Annotated in this window: 17 protein-coding genes; 14 read left to right on the top strand and 3 right to left on the bottom strand. The window is 62.5% G+C overall.

What is annotated here, in order from left to right; translation table 11 throughout:
- The first annotated feature begins 133 nt into the window (after positions 1-133).
- The 9 genes from W911_RS13475 (at position 134) to W911_RS13435 (ending at position 8,259) form a co-directional block, all read left to right on the top strand.
- Positions 134-1,327 (top strand): TadE/TadG family type IV pilus assembly protein, encoded by a 1,194-nt coding sequence (locus W911_RS13475; RefSeq protein WP_023788099.1) that lies wholly within the window; start codon positions 134-136, stop codon positions 1,325-1,327.
- Positions 1,328-1,550: 223 nt separating this feature from the next.
- On the top strand, positions 1,551-1,745 hold the full coding sequence (gene napE, locus W911_RS13470; RefSeq protein ID WP_023788098.1) for a periplasmic nitrate reductase, NapE protein: 195 nt from the start codon (positions 1,551-1,553) through the stop codon (positions 1,743-1,745).
- Between the two features lie 7 nt (positions 1,746-1,752).
- Positions 1,753-2,241, top strand: coding sequence for a ferredoxin-type protein NapF (gene napF, locus W911_RS13465; protein ID WP_041316582.1), 489 nt, complete (start codon positions 1,753-1,755; stop codon positions 2,239-2,241).
- Entirely contained in the window at positions 2,234-2,512 is a 279-nt protein-coding gene (locus W911_RS13460) for a chaperone NapD (protein WP_023788096.1), read from the top strand. Before napF ends, W911_RS13460 begins: the two co-directional genes overlap by 8 nt.
- Positions 2,509-5,004 (top strand): periplasmic nitrate reductase subunit alpha, encoded by a 2,496-nt coding sequence (napA, locus tag W911_RS13455; protein WP_023788095.1) that lies wholly within the window; start codon positions 2,509-2,511, stop codon positions 5,002-5,004. Before W911_RS13460 ends, napA begins: the two co-directional genes overlap by 4 nt.
- Positions 4,977-5,468: a nitrate reductase cytochrome c-type subunit gene (locus tag W911_RS13450; protein ID WP_023788094.1), complete on the top strand. Its 492-nt coding sequence runs from the start codon at positions 4,977-4,979 to the stop codon at positions 5,466-5,468. The genes napA and W911_RS13450 overlap by 28 nt, the downstream gene beginning before the upstream one ends.
- 3 nt (positions 5,469-5,471) lie before the next feature.
- A complete protein-coding gene (locus tag W911_RS13445) occupies positions 5,472-6,182 on the top strand; it encodes a cytochrome c3 family protein (protein ID WP_023788093.1) in 711 nt (236 codons plus the stop codon).
- Between the two features lie 213 nt (positions 6,183-6,395).
- Positions 6,396-7,619, top strand: a complete 1,224-nt coding sequence (locus tag W911_RS13440; RefSeq protein WP_023788092.1) for a class I SAM-dependent methyltransferase — start codon at positions 6,396-6,398, stop codon at positions 7,617-7,619.
- A 58-nt stretch (positions 7,620-7,677) separates the two neighbouring features.
- Positions 7,678-8,259 carry a hypothetical protein gene (locus tag W911_RS13435; RefSeq protein ID WP_023788091.1) on the top strand — a complete coding sequence of 194 codons (582 nt, stop codon included), beginning with the start codon at positions 7,678-7,680 and terminating at the stop codon, positions 8,257-8,259.
- A 2-nt stretch (positions 8,260-8,261) separates the two neighbouring features.
- On the opposite strand, the gene W911_RS18805 is transcribed toward W911_RS13435, so the two are convergent.
- Positions 8,262-9,350: an energy transducer TonB family protein gene (locus tag W911_RS18805; protein ID WP_023788090.1), complete on the bottom strand. Its 1,089-nt coding sequence runs from the start codon at positions 9,348-9,350 to the stop codon at positions 8,262-8,264.
- Positions 9,351-9,530: 180 nt separating this feature from the next.
- Here W911_RS18805 and W911_RS13425 point away from each other — a divergent pair, with 180 nt between their 5' ends.
- Positions 9,531-10,277, top strand: a complete 747-nt coding sequence (locus W911_RS13425) for a vWA domain-containing protein (RefSeq protein WP_023788089.1) — start codon at positions 9,531-9,533, stop codon at positions 10,275-10,277.
- A 55-nt stretch (positions 10,278-10,332) separates the two neighbouring features.
- Here the strand turns inward: W911_RS13425 and W911_RS13420 are convergent, their stop codons facing one another.
- A complete protein-coding gene (locus W911_RS13420; protein WP_023788088.1) occupies positions 10,333-10,524 on the bottom strand; it encodes a hypothetical protein in 192 nt (63 codons plus the stop codon).
- A 281-nt stretch (positions 10,525-10,805) separates the two neighbouring features.
- Here W911_RS13420 and W911_RS13415 point away from each other — a divergent pair, with 281 nt between their 5' ends.
- Positions 10,806-11,333 (top strand): CopD family protein, encoded by a 528-nt coding sequence (locus W911_RS13415; RefSeq protein WP_023788087.1) that lies wholly within the window; start codon positions 10,806-10,808, stop codon positions 11,331-11,333.
- Here the strand turns inward: W911_RS13415 and W911_RS13410 are convergent.
- Positions 11,317-11,832, bottom strand: coding sequence for a DUF2231 domain-containing protein (locus W911_RS13410; protein ID WP_023788086.1), 516 nt, complete (start codon positions 11,830-11,832; stop codon positions 11,317-11,319). The genes W911_RS13415 and W911_RS13410 overlap by 17 nt on opposite strands.
- Positions 11,833-11,877: 45 nt before the next feature.
- Between W911_RS13410 and coxB the strand changes: the two genes are divergently transcribed.
- The 3 genes from coxB to W911_RS13395 are packed head-to-tail and all read left to right on the top strand — an operon-like array spanning position 11,878 to position 15,451.
- Complete coding sequence (gene coxB / locus W911_RS13405; protein WP_023788085.1) at positions 11,878-12,585, top strand: cytochrome c oxidase subunit II; 708 nt, start codon at positions 11,878-11,880, stop codon at positions 12,583-12,585.
- On the top strand, positions 12,582-15,095 hold the full coding sequence (ctaD, locus tag W911_RS13400; protein WP_023788084.1) for a cytochrome c oxidase subunit I: 2,514 nt from the start codon (positions 12,582-12,584) through the stop codon (positions 15,093-15,095). The genes coxB and ctaD overlap by 4 nt, the downstream gene beginning before the upstream one ends.
- Positions 15,095-15,451 carry a hypothetical protein gene (locus W911_RS13395; protein ID WP_023788083.1) on the top strand — a complete coding sequence of 119 codons (357 nt, stop codon included), beginning with the start codon at positions 15,095-15,097 and terminating at the stop codon, positions 15,449-15,451. Before ctaD ends, W911_RS13395 begins: the two co-directional genes overlap by 1 nt.
- Positions 15,452-15,511 lie beyond the last annotated feature (60 nt).

The raw sequence follows: 15,511 nt of genomic DNA, 5'->3' as shown, positions 1-15,511 counted from the left end.
AATAATCAGACCGCATCCAAATTGCTAACGGGCTGTTAACGCAACCTGTAGCGGACTTTGGATTGTTGTATGAATGTTAAAGGAGCGCCGCCCACGGTAAGGCCGGATTTAGTGCCGCTCGTGGAGCCTCGTCATGCGTTTGTTCCGTTCCTTTCTCGAACACGAGAAGGGAAGTGTTGCTATTGTCTTTGCACTCTTGCTCGTCGTGCTGCTGGTATCGGCCGGCATCGGGGTCGACTACGGCCGGCAACTGGCGGCGCGCACGGCGATGCAGCAGGCGTTGGATGCGGCTGTGCTGGCAGGGGTTAAGCTCTCGCCCGACCGGCAGAATGCCGTGGCGGCAAAAATGTTCGAGGCGGAGCTCGGAGACACGTACATCCAGAACACCTCGGTCAGCTTTTCGCGCGACGGTGAGCACAGGCTGGCGGGGCGCGCAGACGGACAAATCAAGACGACGTTGACAGCCCTCCTCGGCGTCAAGACCTTGGACGTGGCCACGGCGTCGACCGCCGAGACGAGCGGCGAAGGCGCGGCGGTATGCATCCTCGCTCTGTCTAGGACGGCGTCGCAGCAGTTCCTTCTCAACAGCGGTGCGAAGGTCGATGCTCCCAACTGCGAAGTGCACGGAAAATCGACCGGCTCGCCGGCCGCGATCTTCAATTCCGGCACCGATTTGAAGGCTGCCCGGATTTGTTTGACCGGGAAAAGCATCATCGACAATGGCGGACGTTATACGAACTTGGAGAAGTCGTGCGCAGCGGAGGACGATCCGTTTGCAGGACGACTGCCGGTGCCGGCGTCGAACGCCTGCACGCAAAACCACGGCAATTATAACGGTGGAAACGTAACCCTCGCTCCGGGCGTCTACTGCGGCTGGTTCAATTTCAACAATTCTCCCAACGTCACGTTCCAGCCGGGTGTCTACGTCATCAAGAACGGCGGATGGAACGTCAACGGCGGCACGTGGCGCGGCGATGGTGTGACGTTCTATTACGCCGACACGTCCAAGATTCAGTTCAATAGCGCAGTCGACGTGACGTTGACGCCGCCGGCGTCGGGCCCTTATGCGAACATCATGATGTTCGAGGCGCCGAACCTCTCCCCCTCGCAGTTCGTGTTCAACGACGCCAAGGATATGAAGATGGACGGGCTGATCTATTTGCCGAGCAGGGATGTGACGTTCAACTCCGGCTCGAAGCTCTCGGCAAAATCGTTCACGCTGGTGATCAACACTCTGATCCTCAACCAGACCAACTGGACCTTAAAGCCTTCGAAGTCGAACATATCGAGCGGCGATGGAAACAAGTCGGCCCGTCTCGTCCGCTAGGCAAAAAGTTCGTCGTTCGCGGTGTGAAAATCGTACGTCCTAAGTCAACATTTTCGGCGGATCGAACGGTTGGTGACATGCTTGATCTAGGGCAAGCGCAACGCACGCATCATGTTGCATCAATGGAAGGTGCGATTTAGCATTTGCGTCGTTCGTGCGCAGGCTTTGCCTCCCACGTGCAAATCGATTGAACCGGATAACGTGAATTAAAAGGCGTTCAGTCATGGAAAGCGAGCGCGGCCAGACAACAGACGGAGGGGAGCAAAGCCCTCTCGTCGAACGCCGCTCGGAGCTTTCGGTTTTTCTGCTTCTCGCTGTCATCATCTGGCCCATCATCTCCGTCGCGCTGATCGGCGGCTACGGCTTCCTCGTCTGGATGTGGCAGATCGTATTCGGCCCGCCGGGCCCGCCGGGATAGGAGCAGAATGATGGATCCCGGCAGGCGGAATTTTTTTCTTGGGCGGCGGGCAACGGCATCCGTACGGCCGCCGTGGAGCACGGACGCGGCCATTCTTTCCGCTTGCACGAGTTGCGGCGACTGCGCCACGTCCTGCCCAAGCGGCATCATCGAGATGGGTGCGGGCAACTATCCGGAAATCCGACTGGACAAGGCGGAATGCACGTTCTGCGGACGTTGTGCCGAGGTCTGCCGCGCAGACGTGTTCGATCTGGCGCGCAAACCTTTCCGGCACACGATTGCGATCGGAGATGACTGTCTGTCGAAGACGGGGATCGAATGCCGGAGCTGCCAGGATGCATGCCCCGAAGCCGCCATCCGGTTCCAGCCGCGTCTCGGCCGTTCCGCAGAACCTGCTCTTCGGGCGGATCTGTGCAACGGCTGTGGAGCGTGTCTTGCGCCATGTCCTGTCAGCGCGATCCGCATCGTCACCGAGCAGGAGGCCGTCCATGCGTGACTCCGATCGCGGTGCAGTCGTTCATATTTCGAGCGCGGTTATCCGCTGCCTTCCTGCCGCGGTCGAAACTGTGCGCGGCTGCATCGAGGCGCTCGGCATGGCCGAGGTCGTCCATGTCGAAGGTAACAAGCTCATCGTCATCATCGAAGGACCGAGCAGTGGAACGGTCGGAGACTGCCTGACGCAGATATCTGCGTATGAAGGCGTGGTCTCGGCGGCCATGGTCTACGAGCAGGTCGAGCCGGCCGAAAGTGCGGGAGAAGAAGCATGACCCTGACACGTCGCGATATGATCAAGGCCCACGCGGCCGGCGTGGCGGCAGCCGCAGCGGGCATCACCTTGCCGGCCGCGGCCCAGCAGGTGACGGGTGGCGCCGAGGCGCTCAAGATCAAGTGGTCCAAGGCGCCGTGCCGCTTTTGCGGAACGGGCTGCGGCGTCATGGTCGGTGTTCGTGACGGTCACGTCGTCGCCACGCACGGCGACACGCAGGCCGAGGTCAACCGCGGCCTCAACTGCATCAAGGGCTACTTCCTATCGAAGATCATGTACGGCAAGGATCGGCTGACGCAGCCGCTTCTGCGGAAGCGCAACGGGCAGTACGCCAAGGACGGCGAGTTCGAGCCCGTCTCCTGGGACGAAGCGTTCGACGTGATGGCCGAGCATGCCAAGCGTGTCCTGCGCGAGAAAGGGCCCGAGGCTGTCGGCATGTTCGGCTCCGGCCAGTGGACCATTTGGGAGGGGTACGCGGCGTCGAAACTGATGCGCGCCGGGTTCCGCTCGAACAATCTCGACCCTAATGCCCGCCATTGCATGGCCTCTGCCGCATACGGCTTCATGCGGACCTTCGGCATGGACGAGCCGATGGGCTGCTACGACGACTTCGAGCATGCGGACGCCTTCGTGCTCTGGGGCTCGAACATGGCGGAAATGCATCCCATCCTGTGGACGCGGGTGTCCGACCGGAGGCTTGCCCACGACCACGTGCGCATCGCTTCGCTGCAAACCTTCACGAACCGCAGCTCGGATCTCGCCGATATCCCGATTGTCTTCCGGCCCGGAACGGATCTGGCGATCCTCAATTACATCGCCAACCACATCATCACGACGGGGCGCGTCAACGAAGCCTTCGTCAACGATCACACGGCGTTCTTCAAGGGGCGGACCGATATCGGCTACGGGCTGAGACCGGAGCATCCGCTTGAGGTCGCGGCCACCGGCGCGGCGAACGCGACCGACATGGAGCCGTCCTCGTTCGAAGCGTTCGCGGAGCTCGTATCAGAGTACACCTTGGACAAGGTGTCCAAACTTTCCGGCGTAGAGCCCGACCTGCTTAAGGAACTGGCGGAGCTTTATGCCGATCCCAAACGCAAGGTCATGTCGCTCTGGACGATGGGTGTGAACCAGCATGTGCGCGGCGTGTGGGTCAATCAGATGATCTACAACGTCCACCTGCTGACAGGAAAAATCGCCGAACCCGGCAACAGCCCATTCTCGCTGACGGGCCAGCCGTCCGCCTGCGGCACCGCGCGCGAGGTCGGCACCTTCGCTCATCGGCTTCCCGCCGACATGGTGGTCACCAATCCCAAGCACAGGGAGAAGGCCGAGCACATCTGGAAGCTTCCGGAAGGCTTGCTTCCGGATTGGGTTGGCGCGCATGCGGTCGAGCAGGACCGCCGGCTGAAGGACGGGCGGATCAATTTTTACTGGGTCCAGGTCAACAACAATATGCAGGCCGCGCCCAACGTCACCAACGAGACGTATCCGGGCTATCGCAATCCCGAGAACTTCATCGTCGTGTCCGATGCATATCCGACCGTCACGGCGATGGCGGCAGATCTCATCCTGCCGGCGGCAATGTGGGTGGAAAAGGAAGGCGCATACGGCAACGCGGAACGGCGCACGCATTTCTGGCACCAACTCGTCGACGCTCCAGGCGACGCGCAGTCCGACCTGTGGCAGCTCATGGAGTTTTCGAAGCGCTTCACGACCGACGAGGTCTGGCCCGCCGAGGTTCTCGATCGCAATCCCGAGTATGCCGGCAAGACCCTGTTCGATGTGCTGTTCGCAAACGGCCACGCCAACCGCTTCCCGGCGAGCGACATCGAGGCCGGCTACGAAAACCACGAAGCGGAACGTTTCGGCTTCTATGTCCAGAAGGGCCTGTTCGAGGAATATGCCGAGTTCGGCCGTGGCAAGGCGCACGATCTCGACGACTTCGACGTCTATCACCGCGTCCGCGGGCTCCGCTGGCCGGTGGTGGAAGGCAAGGAGACGCTCTGGCGTTACCGCGAAGGCTACGACCCTTACGTCAAGCCGGGCCGTGGCGTGGAGTTCTACGGCCGGCCCGACGGGCGCGCGGTGATTTTGGGCGTGCCGTACGAGCCGCCCGCAGAGTCGCCCGATGAAGAGTTCGACATGTGGCTGGTGACGGGCCGCGTGCTCGAACACTGGCACTCGGGCTCGATGACCATGCGTGTTCCGGAACTCTACAAGGCGTTCCCAGGAGCGCTCTGCTACATGCACCCGCAGGACGCGCGTGAACGAGGTTTCAACCGCGGCATGGAGATCAGGGTGGTCTCGCGCCGCGGGGATATGCGCACGAGACTTGAGACCCGCGGGCGAAATAGGCCGCCGCGAGGCGTCATCTTCGTCCCGTGGTTCGATGCGAGCCAGCTGATCAACAAGGTCACGCTGGATGCCAATGATCCAATTTCCCGGCAGACGGACTTCAAAAAATGCGCAGTCAAAATCGAACGCGTGTAACCCTGTTCCGCTGGTCCTCGCTCGGCATCGCAGCCCTTGCTGCGGGTGCCGTAGCGTTCGCGGCAGCGTATGCCCAAGAGATCGTGCCGAGGCTGACTGGCGCGGCGCATCCGATGAAGGACGTTGCCGCATCCCCGCTGCCATCGCCGGTCGTCGACGACCAGAGGCGCATGCGTAACTATCCCGAGCAGCCGCCGATCATTCCGCATTCGATCGACGGCTATCAGATCTCGCTCAACGCCAACAGGTGCCTGGAGTGCCATCGCCGCCAGTACACCGATCACGTCCGCGCGCCCATGATCAGCATCACCCACTTCCAGGACAGGGATGGCCAGATGCTCGCGGACGTCGCGCCGCGCCGGCATAACTGCACCGCATGCCACGTTCAGCAGACGGACGCGAAACCGCTTGTCGAAAACGACTTCCGCGACATGCTCAACCTTCTGCCGGTCGGGGAGAAATAGGCGATGCAGAGGATCAAGGCGCTTCTGCTCCGGTTCTGGGGGATCGCCAGCAGACCGAGCGCCTACCTCAGCGTAGGCTTCCTGACGCTCGGCGGGTTTCTCGGCGGCGTCATGTTCTGGGGCGCCTTCAACACGGCGCTTGAGGCCACCAACACGGAGACGTTCTGCATCACGTGCCACGAGATGAAGGCAAACGTCTTCGAGGAGATGACGCGCACCGTGCACTACACGAACCGTTCCGGCGTACGCGCAAGCTGCCCGGACTGCCACGTACCGCACGAGTGGACCAACAAGCTCGCCCGCAAGATCCAGGCGTCGAAAGAGGTTTGGGGTCATATCTTCGGGACCATCGACACGCGGCGGAAATTCCTGGACGAGCGGTTGCGGCTCGCCAAGCACGAGTGGGCTCGCCTCAAGGCCAACGACTCGCTGGAATGCCGCAACTGCCATTCCGAGGTGGCCATGGATTTCACGCGCCAGACTCAGCGCGCGGCCCAGATCCATACGCGCTATCTGATCGAAAAGGACGGCTACACCTGCATCGATTGCCACAAGGGCATCGCGCATGAGCTGCCCGACATGAGGGGGATCGATCCGGGCTGGCTGCCGCCCGCCGAAGTGCGTGACGAATTGGGCATTCCATCGTCCGCCCACTACGACCCCGAAACCGACGCTCTGCGCCGGTATGCGCAGGAAGAAACTCAAGGGAATTAGTTTCGCGAGAGGTGCGCGGGGAGAGAGCGGCGCCGATGGCGCGCTTCGCTTCGTCGTGCGCGGAAGCGGCCTGCAGAAAACGCCGATTGACCGGAATTGACGGCGCGGCATAAAACTCAACTTACGCCGATCCTTCGCTGGACCGGCAAATCGAAAGCGTGCGCCGAAACACGAAAGAGCCAAGGGCCAGATCGAAGAGGAGCCGCTCGCGCCGTGATCTGTCGCCATTGCCGATCGCGGCTGACCGATGTGTTTCTCGACCTCGGCCGCACACCGCCTTCGAACGCCTATCTCAGTGAGGCCGCCCTTTCCGAGCCGGAGACGGCCTACCCTTTGCGCGTCTTCGTCTGCAACCATTGCCGCTTGGTGCAGACGGAGGATTATGCGGATGCGGATGAGCTGTTCAGTCCGCACTACGCCTATTTCTCATCGACCACGAAAAGCTGGCTCGACCACGCCGCGTGCTATGCTGCCATGATCTCCGAGAGGTTCGCCCTGTCGGACGAGAGCTTCGTGATCGAGGTCGCGTCGAACGACGGCTATCTCCTACGAAATTTCGTGGACGCCGCAATCCCCTGTCTCGGCATCGAGCCGACGGACAGCACGGCCGCCGCCGCCGAAGCGCTGGGCATCCCCGTACTCCGGAAATTCTTCGGCGAAGCGCTGGGACGGGAGTTGGCCGAGCGCGGACGGCGCGCGGATCTCGTGTGCGGCAACAACGTCTATGCCCATGTGCCCGACATCAACGACTTTACGCGCGGGCTTGCGGCGGTGCTCAAACCCGAAGGCGTGGTGACGCTCGAATTCCCGCATCTTCTGCGCCTGATCGAACAGTGCCAATTCGACACCGTCTACCACGAGCATTTCTCGTATCTGTCGCTTGCCGTGGTGGAACGGATTTTCGCGGCCGCGGGCCTCCGGTTGTTCGATGTCGAGGAGTTGCCAACCCATGGCGGCAGCCTGCGCGTCTACGGATGTCTCGCGGCGGCAGGCCATTCTACATCGCCCGCCGTGGCCGAGGTGCTGGCGGCGGAACGGCGTCACGGGCTCGACACCGACGCGCCGTATGCCGCCTTCCAAAGCCGCGCCGATGCCGTCCGGGACGGCCTTCTATCGTTTCTCCACGACGCAAAGCGCACGGGAAAGACCGTGGCAGGCTATGGTGCCGCGGCGAAAGGCAACACGCTTCTGAACTATGCTCGCGTGACGCGGGACCTGCTGCCGTTTATCTGCGATGCGGCGCCCTCGAAGCAGGGGTTGTTCATGCCTGGCAGCCACATTCCTATTCTGCCTCCATCGGCGCTTTTCGACCGCCGCCCGGACTTCGTCCTCATCCTGCCGTGGAACATCGCGGCTGAGGCGAGAGCCCAGTTGGAACCGCTTGCCGCGGCAGGCACGCGCTTCGTCACCGCCGTGCCGACGCTGACGGTCTTCTAGCCCGCGGCGCTGAGGATGGCCGAACGGTTCGAAGGCTTGAGATCATTGGAGATCAAACATGAAAACTTGGATCGCTGCGATGGGCATCCTGATCGCTGTGGCCGGCGGGGCGAGCGCGGGCGATCATCCCTTTTCAGGTGTGTGGAGCGAGGCAGGCTTGGAAGAGATCGAGGCCGATCCCGCGTTCTTCGGAGAGAACGCCTGCTACAACAAATTCTCCGAGCAGCTCCCCGACGGGACGTTTCGCTTCTATCTGGTCGACCATGCCAAATGGCTGGACGAGGGCAAGATCGAATACGTGCTGGCACAGGAGGGAACCTGCACCGTCGACGATACGGGTAAGAACGAGACGTGCGGGGGGCAGGTCATCGGCGAACGGCAGAACGAATGGTTCATCGTGTATCAGGGCCGCGAGGAGATCGGGCTGCGCGCCACGTATTATGAGAACGTGTTTTACTTCCAGAAGCGTCTCAACGGCGTTCCGATCGTGCGTCGGGAATGTCCGTTCGGCATCGAGGCGATAAAGCCCTTCATTACCGGCAAGACGGTGTCCGATTGCACCACACGATGCCGGGCCTTCGGAAGAAGTGAGGCTGCGCAGCTCGATAAGATGATCGAGGCGCTCAAGGCGAGGAAATAGATCTAACGCACGACAAATCGGAACGACTGCGTAAAGGTCATGGGATCTCTACTCACGTCGGGCGGAATCGGCGGAAAAGGGGATGCGCGCTCCAGTGCGGCGATGGCAGCGCGGTCCAGCACCTCCGCTCCAGACGACGTCATCACATCTTTCGACAGCAGCGCGCCGTCGGTCCCGACCGTGAATTTGACAACCACGGTGCCGGTCCGTCGCGATCGCGGGTTCACCTTGGAACGCTGAACCTGCTCGTTGATCTTGCCGAGGTACAGGCCCACGATCGTAGCGTCTCCGCCTTTCTTCTCTTCCCCGGAGCTGTGTTCGGTCACAATCACCACCTGATCGGGCTGCGCCACAACCTCGACGAAATCGGGCTGACGTTCGTCCATCGGCAACAGCGGCGACGGGGGCTCCTCGGAGTGCTCGGGGGCCGACTCTTCGATCCGATCCGGCGGTGGGAGACGCGCGGGCGGCGCACGCAGGGCGGCTTGCGCGATCTCTTCGGGCGGCGTCGGCTGCTCGGCAGGAAGAGCCTGCGCCGGCGTGAGAGAATGCGGTGGCGCGGCGTCGGACCTCACCGCCACGTTGGGTTCTTTGACGTCGTCGAGTGCGGACTGGTTTGCGGCGATGAAATCGTGTTCGTCGACGAGATCCGGCAACGCTTCGCGCGCATCGACGAGGTCCTGTTCGACGGTACTGTGCTCCGACGCGATGACGTCGCGAACCTGCTCGGGCGCTGTACGTGCGGAATCCTGCGGCGGAGGATCTTGCGGGTCGATAGCGAAGACGTCTCGGATCGCCCCGTGGCTGACGTCGTCCACCATGTCTTCCGGCTGACGAAGCGCCGCAACGGCGGGCGGCGGCGGAGCATGTTGTTCGATCGGGATAGCCGCTTGCGTGTCGACGCTTTGGAGGTCGTCGCCGATGTTGGTCACCTCGCTGAGATCCAGGCCCTGGGGTTCGAGGATGATGTCTTGCCTCTCGCCGAGATCGAAAACCTGCGGCCGATCGTGCTGGAGCCGCTGCCACAGCGCATTGCCGACCAGTCCATGCAGCACCAGCGAGAGAATGATGGCGATCGCTTGCAGCGGCATAAATCGATCTCTACGTTTCCCCGGTCGTGAATATAGGAAGCATAGCCGTCACGCAGGACATTGGTGCGATGGCCATAACGATAGGCGATTGTCGGTCCGCGCGTTCCATCGTGCAACCGTCGGAATGCTGACGGATAATCCGGGTCCGGCCCGGCGTCATCAAGAGTGTGGAAGGTTGCAATGAGCCTCGAACGCAGCGCAACGCAGAGGGCGGGCCATCTCACCGTGTCCATGCAGGTACTTTTGGCAAGCGCGCTGCTTCTTTTGGTAGGCGGGGGAAGGGCGGTCCTGGCCGCAGGGCCCGCATGCATGTCGGATGCAATGATCGTTTTCGACGCATCGGGCTCGATGGCCGCACTGGACTTCCCGGATGGTGGTCCGTCACGCTTCGACAGGGCGAAGGCGTCGCTCGGCACCTTTCTTCCGACGGTTTCCCCGCAACGCCGGCTGGGATTGGTGACTTACGGGCCCGGCGCCAGCCGCAATGCGTGCGCGAATGCAAGTTTGCGTGTGCGGCCTCAGCCGAATTTTGCCGAACCCATCCTTTCGGAGGTGGAGGCGTTGAGGCCGGCAGGACGCACGCCGCTGACGCTGGGCGTTCGCATGGCGCTCGACGCGCTACCGGAGACGGCGGCAACCGTTGTCCTTTTGACCGACGGCCAGGAGACCTGCCACGGCGACCCGTGCGCACTGGCTCGTCAGCTTCGCAGCGTCCGGCCTTCTGTGACGGTCCATGTGATCGGCTACAAGCTTCAAATGCGAGATGGCCGGGCGGAATCGGGAGCGGAGTGCCTTGCATCCGAGACCGGCGGGCTGAACGTGACGGCGGATACCGTCGATGAACTTAACCGGGCTTTCGAGCAAACGCTCGGCTGCACGAACGTGGCGCAACTCACGCGTCGGCAAGAACCCGCTACGCTGCCCTAAGCGTTTTTCGGCCGCACGTAGAAAGCGGCCGATGTCTCTCCGGCGGGCCGGCTGCCTACTTAGGCGCTTTCGTTTTATGGTCGAGCTCTGCGACGAAGCGGCTGCCTTGCCAAATCGATTGGTCGAGATCGCCCATCGAAAGCGCAACGCGCGCGACGGAGGCCGCATCGCTTTCGGCTTGGAAGTCTCGGCCCGGTGCCGTGACGGATCCGCTGGGGCAGAGATCGAAGACACGATAGGTATGCATGTCTGCTCCTGATGCAAACGGGGGAGCACACGCTGTCTCTCTGCTGTCGGCTTCCGAAGGCTCTTACGCCGACAATGATCCGAGCCTACGACTTTTCCGCGCCTCTGCCAAGGTCGGCGGAAATCCCGTGACTGCGGAGTGGTGGCCGCTGCGTCCCGCGCCGAGACCGTCTCGGTTCTCTGTAGGCGTCGGTGGAAACGATCCGCATAGCGATCGAGGAACTTCTCCGGAGTATCCGGGTTGCTAAGTGTTGTCGCACGTCATGAGCCAGCGCGTTATCGATGATCGCTTTCGTCAAGTTGATCCATATCGCAGCCGTCGCGATATGGGTTGGAGGCCTGATCGCGCTTCCTGCCTGTCATCGTCGCCTGGGCCAGTTGCAGGCGAGGCCGCGGGTCCAGGGCGGCCATGAAATGGACGCGTCGGAGCAGCGCCTCCGCGATGCGGCGAGATTTGCTTACGTTGCGATTGTTTCGCCAGCCGCCTTCGTCGCTGTCACGACAGGTATCGTGCTGATCTTCCAGGGGGGCGTGGTCGATCCGTGGTTCGCGGTGAAGCTCGCGTTCATCGTCGTGCTCGTCGTCGCGCATTCGCTTGCCGGTCAAACCACGGCAAGGCTGTCCGGGAAGGGCTCGGCGTATCCCGCTTGGCGATATGTGGGCGCGACGGGACTGGCCGGTGCCATCACGCTCGCGACGGTCGCGGTGAGCCTGTCGAAACCCTCGCTCGATGGCGTTTCCATCCCGCCTGCTCTTCGCGAGCCCGGCGCTCTCAAGACGATCGTCGAAAGGGTCATTCCTTGGCGCTGACCATGAGGCCGATTCCGTGATGGAAAATGAGCTTTCCGCCATGCCACCCCGCGAGAGCGGTCGCGACGGTCGCGAGCGCGGAAAGCATGAGACCGTGCGGCAGGACCGCGTCGGGATGGACGAGGCGCAGAACCCAGTTTGCGCCCGCGACGGCGAGCAGAACCATCGCGGCAACGCCGTGCGCCCAACTCGCGGCACGTTTGCGAATGCCGGGCACAAACAAAAGCTCCAGCGTTCCGACGATGCCCGCGAACACGCCGGTCGCGAATGCGAACCCCGCCGACCAAACGCCGACCCTCACCCAGAACGGATCGGCCGTCCACCAATAGAAGAGGTCCACACCGAACGTGGCGATCACCAGCGCGATGGGGAAATGAACGCTCATGGCGTGAATGGGATGACCGGCGACGGCGACGGCAGAGCTGATGTCGAGCTGCGCGTCGTCCGTCACCGGCTCTTCCCTGGTGTTCGAAGCCGGTTCGTCGGATTTTTTCGTCATGGCTCTGCGCACGTCCTTTTCGCATTAAGATCGCGAAGGGGCGCAATGTTCCCACTGATTGCCGCCGCAGGCGGTTTGGCGAGCTGCTCCGGGGAGCTTTCGACGCTGTCGCCGGCGGGTCCGGTTGCCGGCTCCGTCGCAACGCTCTGGTGGGTGATGGCGTCAGGAGCGGCGCTTCTCTTCGCTCTCGTCATGGGATTGTTTCTTTTGACGGTGCTCCGGCCGGGGTTCGGGCGATCTCTAAGCCCGCGCGCATGGATCGTCGGCGGCGCGCTGGTGCTTCCGCTCCCCGTACTCGTTCCGCTTCTCGTCTATTCTTTCGAGCAAGGCGAGCGGCTGCTTATGCTCGGCGGCCCGGAGGGCGATGCCGTCCGCATCGAAGCGCGCGCAACCATGTGGCAGTGGCAGTTCTTCTATCTCGACGAACCCGGCCAACCGTCGACGATTGCAAGTCTCGACATTCCCGCGGGGGCCGTCGTCGACGTGATGGCCACGAGCGAAGATGTCATTCACAGCTTTTGGATTCCCCGCCTGGGCGGAAAGATCGACGCGATCCCCGGCCACCGCGCAAGGCTACGGCTTCTCGCGGACGCGCCGGGCACCTACAGCGGGCTATGTGCCGAGTATTGCGGGCTCGGCCATATGCGGATGAGTTTCACCGTGCGCGCCCACGAGCCGGAGGACTACAAGCGCGCCATGGACGCTGCGCGCGCAGCGTCGGTGCACGCCGAAAGCCGGGCGAGGCAACCATGACGGAAGCTCACCGCACCGCCTCGCCGATCAAGCTGCACAAGGAGCTCACGGCGATCTGGGGACCAGGCACCGGCATCGAGCGTCTCGCCGCGGTCAATCACAGTGTTCTGGGCAAGCGTTTCGTCATAACGGCGTTCGTTTTCTTCGCCATCGGCGGTGGCCTCGGGATGCTGATCCGCACGCAGCTCGCAACGTCTGCGAGCGCGTTCATGGACGAGGGTCTGTACGCGCAGATCTTCACCATGCACGGAACGATCATGATGTTCCTCTTCGCAATTCCGCTGTTCGAAGGATTTGCGATTTACCTTCTCCCCAAACTTGTCGGCGCGCGCGACTTCGCGTTCCCGCGCCTCACCGCCTACAGCTACTGGTGCTATCTGTTCGGCGGAACGATGCTGATCGTCGGACTGCTTGCGGGTGTGGCGCCCGATTCCGGCTGGTTCATGTACACCCCGCTTTCTTCGCGGACCTATACGCCAGGCATCAACGCGGATCTCTGGCTGCTGGGCATTGCGTTCGTCGAGATCTCCGCGATCTGCACCGCCGTCGAGATCGCCGCCAGCGTGTTGAAGGTGCGCGCGCCCGGCATGTCGCTCGACAGGATGCCGATATTTGCCTGGTACATGCTGGTTGTCGCTTTGATGATGCTGATCGGCTTCCCGCCGCTGATCCTCGGCTCGATCCTGCTCGAAGTCGAGCGCGCCTTCGATCTGCCGTTCTTCGATCCGGCGCGCGGCGGCGATCCGCTGCTATGGCAACACCTGTTCTGGCTGTTCGGGCACCCCGAGGTCTATATCATCTTCCTTCCGGCCGCCGGGCTCGTCTCGACGTTTCTGCCCGTGTTCGCAGGCCGCCCCCTCGTGGGATACACCGCCATCGTCGTTGCCGTGATCGCCATGGCGTTTCTGTCGTTCGGGCTGTGGGTGCACCATATGTATGCGACGGGCATCCCCCATCTCGGGCTGAGTTTCTTTGCGGCCGCAAGCGTGCTGGTCACAATCCCGACCGCGGTTCAAATCTTTGCGTGGCTGGCCACGCTTTCGCATGGAACGCCGCGATACTCGCTACCTATGCTCTACGTGTTCGGAATGTTCTTCGTCTTCGTGATCGGCGGCCTCACGGGCGTCATGCTCGCAATCGTGCCGTTCAATCTTCAGGCGCACGACACGCACTTCGTTGTGGCGCATTTGCACTATGTGCTGATCGGCGGCTTCGTTCTGCCGATGATCGGCGCCGCCTATCATTGGCTCCCGCATGTGACGGGCCGGCTCCCGTCACGCTACATGTCCGCAATCGGGTTCTGGACGATCTTCGCAGGCTTTAACGTCACGTTCCTGGTCATGCACCTGACGGGTCTTCGCGGAATGCCGCGCCGCATTCACACGTATATTCCAGAACTCGGCTGGGAGACATTGAACCTCATTTCATCCATCGGAAGCTTCGTGATGACGATCGGCTTTGCCATCGTCGTCATCGATCTCCTGCTGCTGATGCGCTTCACGCCGCGCAGCCGGCGCAATCCATGGAGCGCAGCGACGCTCGAATGGGCGATGCCCATTCCGCCTCCGTCGTACAACTTCGCGTCTCTGCCGACGATCGACCGTCGGGCCGATAGGCTCGATCCCGGCCCGCTCGCGGCAGAGTTGGCGGGAGGGCGCGGCTATCTCGCGTTTACACGTCACGGCCATATGGAGACGCTGGGCGTTGAAATGATCGGGGGAGATGTCGAACACGTTATCGTCCTGCCGCGGCAAACCTATCGGCCGCTCATCACCGCGATCGCGACCGGCGCGTTCTTCGTGCTGATGCTTTTGAAGCTCTACTGGATGGCCCTCGCGACACTTCCTGCAATCGTCGTGTGCTTTCTCCTCTGGACGCGGGATACGGGCCTTGAAGCGGATACGGGCCCGGTGCCGATCGGACGCGGAGAGACGGCCCAATATCATTACGAAAGTAGGGATGCCCCGTCCTGGTGGGCCATGGCGTTCACGCTTGCCGCAAACGCCACCCTTTACGTGTCCTTGCTTTTTGGCAGCTTGTTTCTGTGGGTCTCGGCGCCGAACTGGCCACCGTCCGTTTTGCCCGATCTCGGCGTCCTTTGGCCGGCTTCCGCTGCGGTCGCGGCCCTGTGCGCTGCTGCCTTCGGTGCGCGCGCCGTGCATATGGCGGGGCGGCGCCCGTTCGTCCCTCTCGGTGCGTGCGCCGCAAGCCACACCCTGGCATCCGTCGTCCTTCTCGGAATCGCTATCGCAGGCGTGCCGTCTCTAACAGCGCACGCGCTGTCGGCCGCGATCTTCGTGATCCTGATCTATCTCGCGAGCCATCACGCGCTTGGCGCGGTGTTTGCTCTGTTCGGCGCGGCACGCGTTCACAGCGGCAAGGTCTCGGCCCTCCGCACGCTCGATCTGCGGATAGGCCGCCAGTGGCACGATTACTGTGCCGTCGCGACGGTCGTCGGACTGGCGTTTGTGGCCGCGCTGATTGGGCTCGTCGGATCGGAGCCTGCGTGATGAATGTCCGCTCCGACAGCGCCGGCCGGTTGTCGGCTGTTGCCGCAGGCTTCGTGGCCTGGGCCGCGGTCTTTGTCGTGATCTACGGCATGCAGGCCGTCGGATGTCGCCTCGCATGGCACGAGGTCGAGCTTTTCGGATCTATAAGCCTGCAGCGTCTCCAGCAGATCTCGCTCTATGCCGTTGGCCTCGTCGTGAGCTTCGTTCTCTACCGCCACCTCAGCAGCGAGAGACGCCGGACGCCATCCGATGCGACCGCAGGATTTCTGGCCAGGGTATCCACCTACGGCGCACTCGCCGCGTTCGCGGCCGTGGCCATATCGTTTGCGGGCGTCTTGTGGCTGTCCACGTGCTGAGGCGATGCGTTGAACCCATCGCCGCCGAGCCGGATGGAACCATCGCATCACCCTCAGGTT

This window comes from Hyphomicrobium nitrativorans NL23 (genome assembly GCF_000503895.1).
Classification (GTDB): domain Bacteria; phylum Pseudomonadota; class Alphaproteobacteria; order Rhizobiales; family Hyphomicrobiaceae; genus Hyphomicrobium_C; species Hyphomicrobium_C nitrativorans.
The sequence above is the reverse complement of the archived record's forward strand: the minus strand, read 5'-3'. Positions and strand labels throughout refer to the sequence as shown.